We start from the raw sequence: 6,767 nt of genomic DNA on the forward strand, positions 1-6,767 counted from the left end.
ATAACAGAAAGTTCATTAATATTTTGGTCTGATATTTATGTTAATTTAATTAGCGTACAATCTGATATTAATATTGGTAACTGGGGAAACGGGAGGCCATGCAACGGGTAATTTGTAGTGGATATTATGGAAAGGGTAATGGGGGGGATGAGGCTTTGTTGGCATCGTTGTTACAAATGTTACCGCCGACGGTGGAAGCCGTGGTTTTGTCGGGAAACCCTAGCCAAACCCAAACCCATTATCAGGTGGAAGCCTGCGATCGCATGAATGGGATGGAAGTTCTCAACGCCCTGCGCCGCGCCGATGCTTTGATTTGGGGCGGGGGTAGCCTGATCCAAGATGTGACCAGCGCCATCAGTCCTTTTTATTATGGTGGATTGATGGGATTAGCGCAACGGATGGGACTCACAACTATTGCCTGGGCGCAGGGTATTGGCCCCTTGAACCGTTCTGTTTCTCGATGGCTGGCAAAAAAAACCTTTTCCGGCTGTAGTGCTGTAAGCGTGCGGGATGTGGGTTCTGCGAGGTTATTATCTAACTGGAATATTCCCTTTTCCCTGGCTCCTGACCCGGTTTGGGCCTTGGAATCTCGACCCGTAGCCGGATTGTGGAATTTACCCGCGCCACGAGTCGCCCTGACTTTGCGACCTCACCCCCAATTGACCCCGCAACGGTTATCATTAATTGCCAGGGCCTTAGTCTCGTTTCAAAAAGCTACCCAAACCTTTATTTTATTAATTCCGTTTCAGCCGATTCAAGATTTAGCGATCGCCCAAACTTTACATCAAGCCCTACCCGAAAACAGTCAAGTTCTAATCTTAGAAGATCCGCGACAATTAAAAGGAGTTTTTCGAGGAGTAGAATTTTTGATTGGAATGCGATTTCATAGTTTAATTATGGCAGCTACGGAACAATGTCGCTGTTTTGCCTTGAGTTATGATCCTAAAGTTAGCCGTTTAATGGAAGAATTAGAATTACCAGGATGGGAAATTGATCAACTCCCAGAAGATCCTAACTTAATCAGTAAAACCTGGATTGATTGTTATGCGAATCATCAACCCTTTTCCCAGGGAAAAATCGAGTTTTTTGTAGATCGGGCAAAAGTTCATAAAGAACTACTCTACTCCCAATTTCACTAAATCCTATAGTGCTACGCATTACAGTTAGGATACTTCTAAATCCAGCAAACTCATTCAATGCGTAATGTTTCCTGTTCCCTGTTCCGTGTTCCCTAGTCCTATATTGTTCATTTTACAGTCATTATTTATGCCCCGCGTCCGAGTTCGTCAACACGTTAATCCCCTGAGTCAAAAATATCTAATTCCGGTAATTCCGCCTGACTGGTCAAGGATTTATGCTAATCCTAACCAACCCATTCATTTAGATATTGGCTGCGCTAGAGGTCAATTTTTATGGGAATTTGCCCAATTAGAATCTCAATGGAATTATTTGGGACTAGAAATTAGAGAAAGCTTAGTTGAGGAAGCTAATATTGTCCGAGATCAACTGGGATTAACCAATTTACATTATTTATTTTGTAATGCTAATACTTCAATTCAACCAATTTTAGCATCCTTACCAACAGGATTATTAAAACGAGTTAGTATTCAATTTCCCGACCCTTGGTTTAAAAAACGTCATCAAAAACGCCGAGTTGTTCAACCGGAATTAGTAAATAATTTAGCCGATTATTTAGCAGCAGGAACAGAGGTTTTTGTCCAATCTGATATCGAGGAAGTAGCTGTGGAAATGTGCGATCGCTTTTCTGAACATCCCGCTTTTCATCGCACCCAAAATGACTGGTTAACAGAAAATCCCCTTCCCCTGGCCACAGAAAGAGAACAATCAACTTTAGACCGAAATGAACCGGTTTATCGGGCTTTATTTATCAAGAAATCTGATTAAAACAACAGAGGAGAAACATTCAGACTTGCAATTTTTGCCTGAATATTTCTCCTCCCGTTCCCGATTTTAGACCCTAAATCCTATTAATCTATAAATAATGATAACTATTTTTTAGGGGATAAATCGAGATTTAAAATTGACTGAAAAACGAAAGTTGTCTTTAAATTTTGAAAAGTTTTTATTTGAAAACAATTAAGCGCCAATAGCTTCTTCCACACCGGGTAAACGTTGGGCGGAATAACCCACACCTCGCACCGTTAAAATATATTCAGGATTGCGTTGATCTTCCTCGATTTTTGCTCGTAACCGCGCAACATGAACATCTACAACCCTCATATCCGCAATCCTTCGAGGTGTATATCCCCATAATTCCTTGAGAATTTCTGAACGAGAAACCGCACTCCCAGATCGTTTAACTAATAATTCCAAAAGATTGAATTCAATATAGGTTAAGGGAACCACTTTATCACCCTTATAAACGCGGCGTTTAACCGTATCAATCCGCACCGCTTCGAGTTGAATCACCTCTGGACTCAGATTATGCGATGAAGTTGTATCTTTAAACCGTCTTAAAATTGCATGAATTCGAGCTTCTAATTCTTTAGGAGAAAAAGGTTTAGTTAAATAATCATCCGCACCCAATTCTAAACCCGTAATTCGATCCGCCACATCCCCTAAAGCGGTCAACATAATAATCGGAATATCGGATTTCGTTCGCAGTTCTTGACAGACCCCATAACCATTTAATTTTGGCATCATCACATCCAAAACTAAAAGATCAGGACTTTCTTTTTCAAACATTTCCAGCGCTTCTAAACCATCGGCGGCAACGACCACATTGTAGCCCACCATCGAAAGACGAGTTTTTAAGATCCGCCGAATCGCAGACTCATCATCGGCAACTAGAATTTTTTCGCCGTTGCGTTTTTCATCAAATTGTGCTTGTAAACTCATATCGGGTTTTATAATAGATGGATCGGCTTTTAATTGAGCAAAGCTAAAGCAAATCATATCAATGCTGGCAGGGTCTCAGGATTGCTTCAACCGACAAATTCCGATCCCTGCACAGCGACATGATGGGACAAAAATTCACTTTTTTTGGGGTGGGTGATTCAGTCTGATTGCTAAGATTGCTGTGTATTATGATAACATACGTTTCCAATTTGTTATCAAACTTAACAAATTCCGATTTTACGGTAATATTCAGTTACGGGGGTTAATATTTTAAAACAAAACATGAATAGTGTTATTATAGCTAATTAGTAACAACGATAAACGTGAAACCAATGTTAGAAAATCATGAAGGTCAACGGGTTCCCAAGGTAACATTTAGAACTCGGAAAAATAACGAATGGGTTCATGTAACAACTGATGAGTTATTTTCACAGAAAACCGTGATTGTTTTTGAGTTACCCGGTGCATTTACCCCCACCTGTTCGAGTAGTCATGTTCCGGGTTATAACGATTTAGCACCCGTATTTAAGGAAAATGGGGTTGATGATATTATTTGTATTTCGGTAAATGATGCTTTTGTGATGAATGAATGGGCAAAAGATCAACAAGCAGATAATCTTACTTTGATTCCCGATGGGAATGGCGAGTTTACCGAAAAGATGGGAATGTTAGTCGATAAAACCGATTTAGGGTTTGGGAAACGTTCATGGCGTTATTCCATGTTAGTCAAAGATGGGATCATCGAAAAAATGTTTATTGAACCGGAAGTCGCTGGCGACCCCTTTGAAGTTTCTGATGCAGAAACTATGCTCAAATATATTAATCCTAATGCGGTCAAACCCCCTTTAGTTTCGCTGTTTACAAAAGTTGGTTGTCCCTACTGCGCCAGTGCTAAAGCCCTCCTAAAAGACCGAGGAATTGCTTTTGAAGAACTTGTTTTAGGGAAAGAAGTTACAACAAAAACCTTACAAGCAGTCACCGGAGGAACTACAGTTCCTCAAGTTTTTATTGATGGAAAATTAATTGGTGGTTCTGAGGATTTAGCTAAACATTTCGGAGTCTAACAATTCCTTTTTAATAGTTCAGGGAATTAACCACCACTAACCGGAGGGATTAAAACAATTTCATCTTTATCCCGTATTTCAGTATCAGGATTAACGAATTCTAGGTTAATTCCAAACCTGGTTACATTTCGCCATGGTTCTAGTTCTGGATGTTCTTGAATCAACCGATCCAAAATTGCCAAAACAGGAGTTTTAGGAGGAAAATCCAGTATTAATTCTGGAACTTTGTAGGCTTCTTGAAACGCTGCAAATAGCTTCACTGTAACGGTGATTGACATAATTCGTAATTCGTAATTCGTAATTCGTAATTCCCCATAACCCATTTTAGAAAAAAACCTACCCCGCATCAGAACGGGATAGGGAGAATATTGTTTAGAAGTTCTATTTAACTTTTGCTTAAAAAGCGTTGAACTTGTCCGATAGCGATCGCACCAATATTATAAAAAACCCAACCCAACGCCGCAATTAGGGGTAATAGAACAATCAAAATGCGAAAATCGAAATCCATAGATTCTCCTCCTAAAGTTTTTTAAACATCTCTCATCTTTTTGTTTTGATCCCAACATTAGGTGGTAATCAAGAGAGGACTGAGGCTGTTTTGCCAGTTCTGTTAACGCCATTTTATCAGATTACGAGGATCAGGAGAATGAGAACCCGATCCCAGAATATAAAGTTTTGTTACAATCTTTGAGTTAAAATACTTAGAACTAAAACCCAAAAAAAAAGCAAATCTTAAATTTTGGCAGACCCGAGCATTTATTCGCCACAATTGAAACTAGATAAATTTCCGAGTTTTTAGCGTCACTGAAACCGTAATTTCCCACCGGACAAGACTTGCTATTGTAGCGATCGATGGATTTTTATATTTTCACTCACCCCTGAGATTTTGATCTATGATTCAGATTAACTATTCTTTGTCCCATTCATTAATTGCAACTAATACGGCAGCCTCCGTTGATTTAATTCTCAACTTCAATGGAGAAAAAACTGAAAATCCTGGCCCTCGACGGCCATTAAATTTAAGTTTAGTCATTGATCGCTCCGGTTCCATGGCGGGTCAACCTCTGCGATATGCGATTAAGGCTGCTCAAAAATTAGTAGAATCTTTGACGGATCAGGATATTATTTCTATTGTTATTTATGATGATCAAGCTGATGTAATTTTAGCTCCCCAACGGGTTACAGATAAAGCAGATATTTGTTCAAAATTGGATCGAATTCAAGCCGGGGGTTGTACGAATTTAAGCGGGGGTTGGTTATTAGGCTGTGAGCAAGTTAAATCCCATCTAAATACAGAACATTTAAACCGGGTTTTATTATTAACAGATGGACAAGCTAATCTGGGAATTACCGATACCCAAATCCTGACTAAAACGGCTCAAAAACAAGCAGAACAGGGAATTATTACCACAACATTAGGATTTGGAACCTATTTTAATGAAGATTTATTGATCGCCATGGCTGATGCGTCCGGCGGCCGATTTTATTTTATTCAATCCCCCGATGACGCGACGGATGTATTTAGAATTGAATTAGAAAGTTTAACCTCCGTAGTTGCACAAAATTTAACAGTAAAATTACAGCCGGAATCCTCTATTGAGCTTCGAGAAATCTTAAATAATTATCGGACTAATTCTATTGACAATGGTTTAGAAGTTTTTGTCGGAGATGTTTATGCAGTGGAAGCCAAACAGTTAGCACTGCAACTGATTATTCCTCCTCAAAATATATTGGGTCAACTTCCCATACTCCACATAAATTATAAATATCAAACGATTGTTAATGATAGTATTGAGCAAATTCTAGGGGAATTAAAGGTTACAATTAATATTGGTTCAGAAACAGAAGCGCAACAAATTCAACCTAATCAATCGGTTTTTGAACAAACCAGTAAATTGCGAATGGCTCAGGTTAAGGAAAAAGCGATCGCCCTAGCAGATCAAGGCGAGTATAAAAAAGCATCGGAAATCCTACGATCTGCAATTCAAGATATTCAGCAAAAATTATTAGATGAAATCTTTGAAATTGCCGAAGAAATTGAACAATTAGAATATTATGCCCAGCGGATTGAAAGCAAAAATTTTGATTCCGTCAGCCGTAAGGAAATGCGAGATCAATCCTATCAAACCCGAACCCGTAACCGAGAAGACTTAAATTTAAGAGGAATTAATGCCGGAGATGCGGACAGTTTAGAGGCGGTTTCTACCTTTGAGCAAGGCGTATTAGTAGAATGTATTCGAGAGGGGGGAAAATTGCGAGTTCGGGTTATTTCTGAAGGATATAATCCCGAACTAAATGTGCAGTTTCCTCGCCATATTCGGGAAGCGGGAGTGACTTATATTGTCGAAGAAATTAAACTATCGGCGAATGGGGATTTTTACCGGGCTTTAGGCACAATTAAACGGTTAGTGAAACCCGGAGAAGAACGCCAAGCCGGAACCCCAAAAGCCCAAAAAACAACGAATTTACAGGCAATTAAAGCACCTAAATCCTTTGCTGACCTAGAAACAACCGATACCGTGGGAAATGGGGTGATTATTCAATGTGTCAAAGAAGGCAGCAAACTCCGGGCGCGAGTGGTGTCCGATGGTTATAATCCTAACTATAATATTCGGTTTCCCCGGGATATTCGGGCGGAAGGTGTTCTCTACGTGGTGGATGAAGTGCGGGAGTCTTCCGACGGCAAATCCTACGCCGCCTACGGCAAAATTCGGCGTCTCATTCAATAGCATAGGCTGTTTGTGTTTCACCCCATTACCCATTACCCATCACCCATTACCCATTACCCATTACCCATTACCCATTACCCATTACCCATTACCCATTACCCATTACCCATTACCC

7 protein-coding genes are annotated in these 6,767 nt (G+C 39.9%); 4 read left to right on the top strand and 3 right to left on the bottom strand.

Going from position 1 to position 6,767, the window contains the following annotated elements; all coding sequences use genetic code 11:
• Positions 1–98 precede the first annotated feature (98 nt).
• Together csaB and trmB are read left to right on the top strand one after the other, a co-directional pair.
• Complete coding sequence (gene csaB / locus PL9631_RS02165) at positions 99–1,139, top strand: polysaccharide pyruvyl transferase CsaB (RefSeq protein WP_083616533.1); 1,041 nt, start codon at positions 99–101, stop codon at positions 1,137–1,139.
• Positions 1,140–1,266: 127 nt separating this feature from the next.
• On the top strand, positions 1,267–1,905 hold the full coding sequence (gene trmB / locus PL9631_RS02170; RefSeq protein WP_083616536.1) for a tRNA (guanosine(46)-N7)-methyltransferase TrmB: 639 nt from the start codon (positions 1,267–1,269) through the stop codon (positions 1,903–1,905).
• A gap of 192 nt (positions 1,906–2,097) precedes the next feature.
• Here the strand turns inward: trmB and rpaB are convergent, their stop codons facing one another.
• Complete coding sequence (rpaB, locus tag PL9631_RS02175) at positions 2,098–2,859, bottom strand: response regulator transcription factor RpaB (RefSeq protein ID WP_083616546.1); 762 nt, start codon at positions 2,857–2,859, stop codon at positions 2,098–2,100.
• Positions 2,860–3,191: 332 nt separating this feature from the next.
• Between rpaB and PL9631_RS02180 the strand changes: the two genes are divergently transcribed.
• The gene (locus PL9631_RS02180) at positions 3,192–3,923 is read left to right on the top strand and encodes a glutathione peroxidase (protein ID WP_083616538.1); all 732 of its coding nucleotides are present in this window, start codon (positions 3,192–3,194) and stop codon (positions 3,921–3,923) included.
• A gap of 26 nt (positions 3,924–3,949) precedes the next feature.
• Here PL9631_RS02180 and PL9631_RS02185 read toward each other — a convergent pair whose 3' ends face one another.
• Both PL9631_RS02185 and PL9631_RS02190 read right to left on the bottom strand, forming a co-directional pair.
• Entirely contained in the window at positions 3,950–4,201 is a 252-nt protein-coding gene (locus PL9631_RS02185; RefSeq protein WP_083616548.1) for a MoaD/ThiS family protein, read from the bottom strand.
• A gap of 107 nt (positions 4,202–4,308) precedes the next feature.
• The gene (locus PL9631_RS02190; RefSeq protein WP_083616540.1) at positions 4,309–4,431 is read right to left on the bottom strand and encodes a photosystem II protein Y; all 123 of its coding nucleotides are present in this window, start codon (positions 4,429–4,431) and stop codon (positions 4,309–4,311) included.
• 385 nt (positions 4,432–4,816) lie between these two features.
• On the opposite strand from PL9631_RS02190, the gene PL9631_RS02195 reads away from it, so the two are divergent.
• Positions 4,817–6,652, top strand: coding sequence for a vWA domain-containing protein (locus tag PL9631_RS02195; protein WP_197046233.1), 1,836 nt, complete (start codon positions 4,817–4,819; stop codon positions 6,650–6,652).
• Positions 6,653–6,767: the final 115 nt, after the last annotated feature.

Source organism: Planktothrix paucivesiculata PCC 9631, from assembly GCF_900009265.2.
GTDB lineage: Bacteria > Cyanobacteriota > Cyanobacteriia > Cyanobacteriales > Microcoleaceae > Planktothrix > Planktothrix paucivesiculata.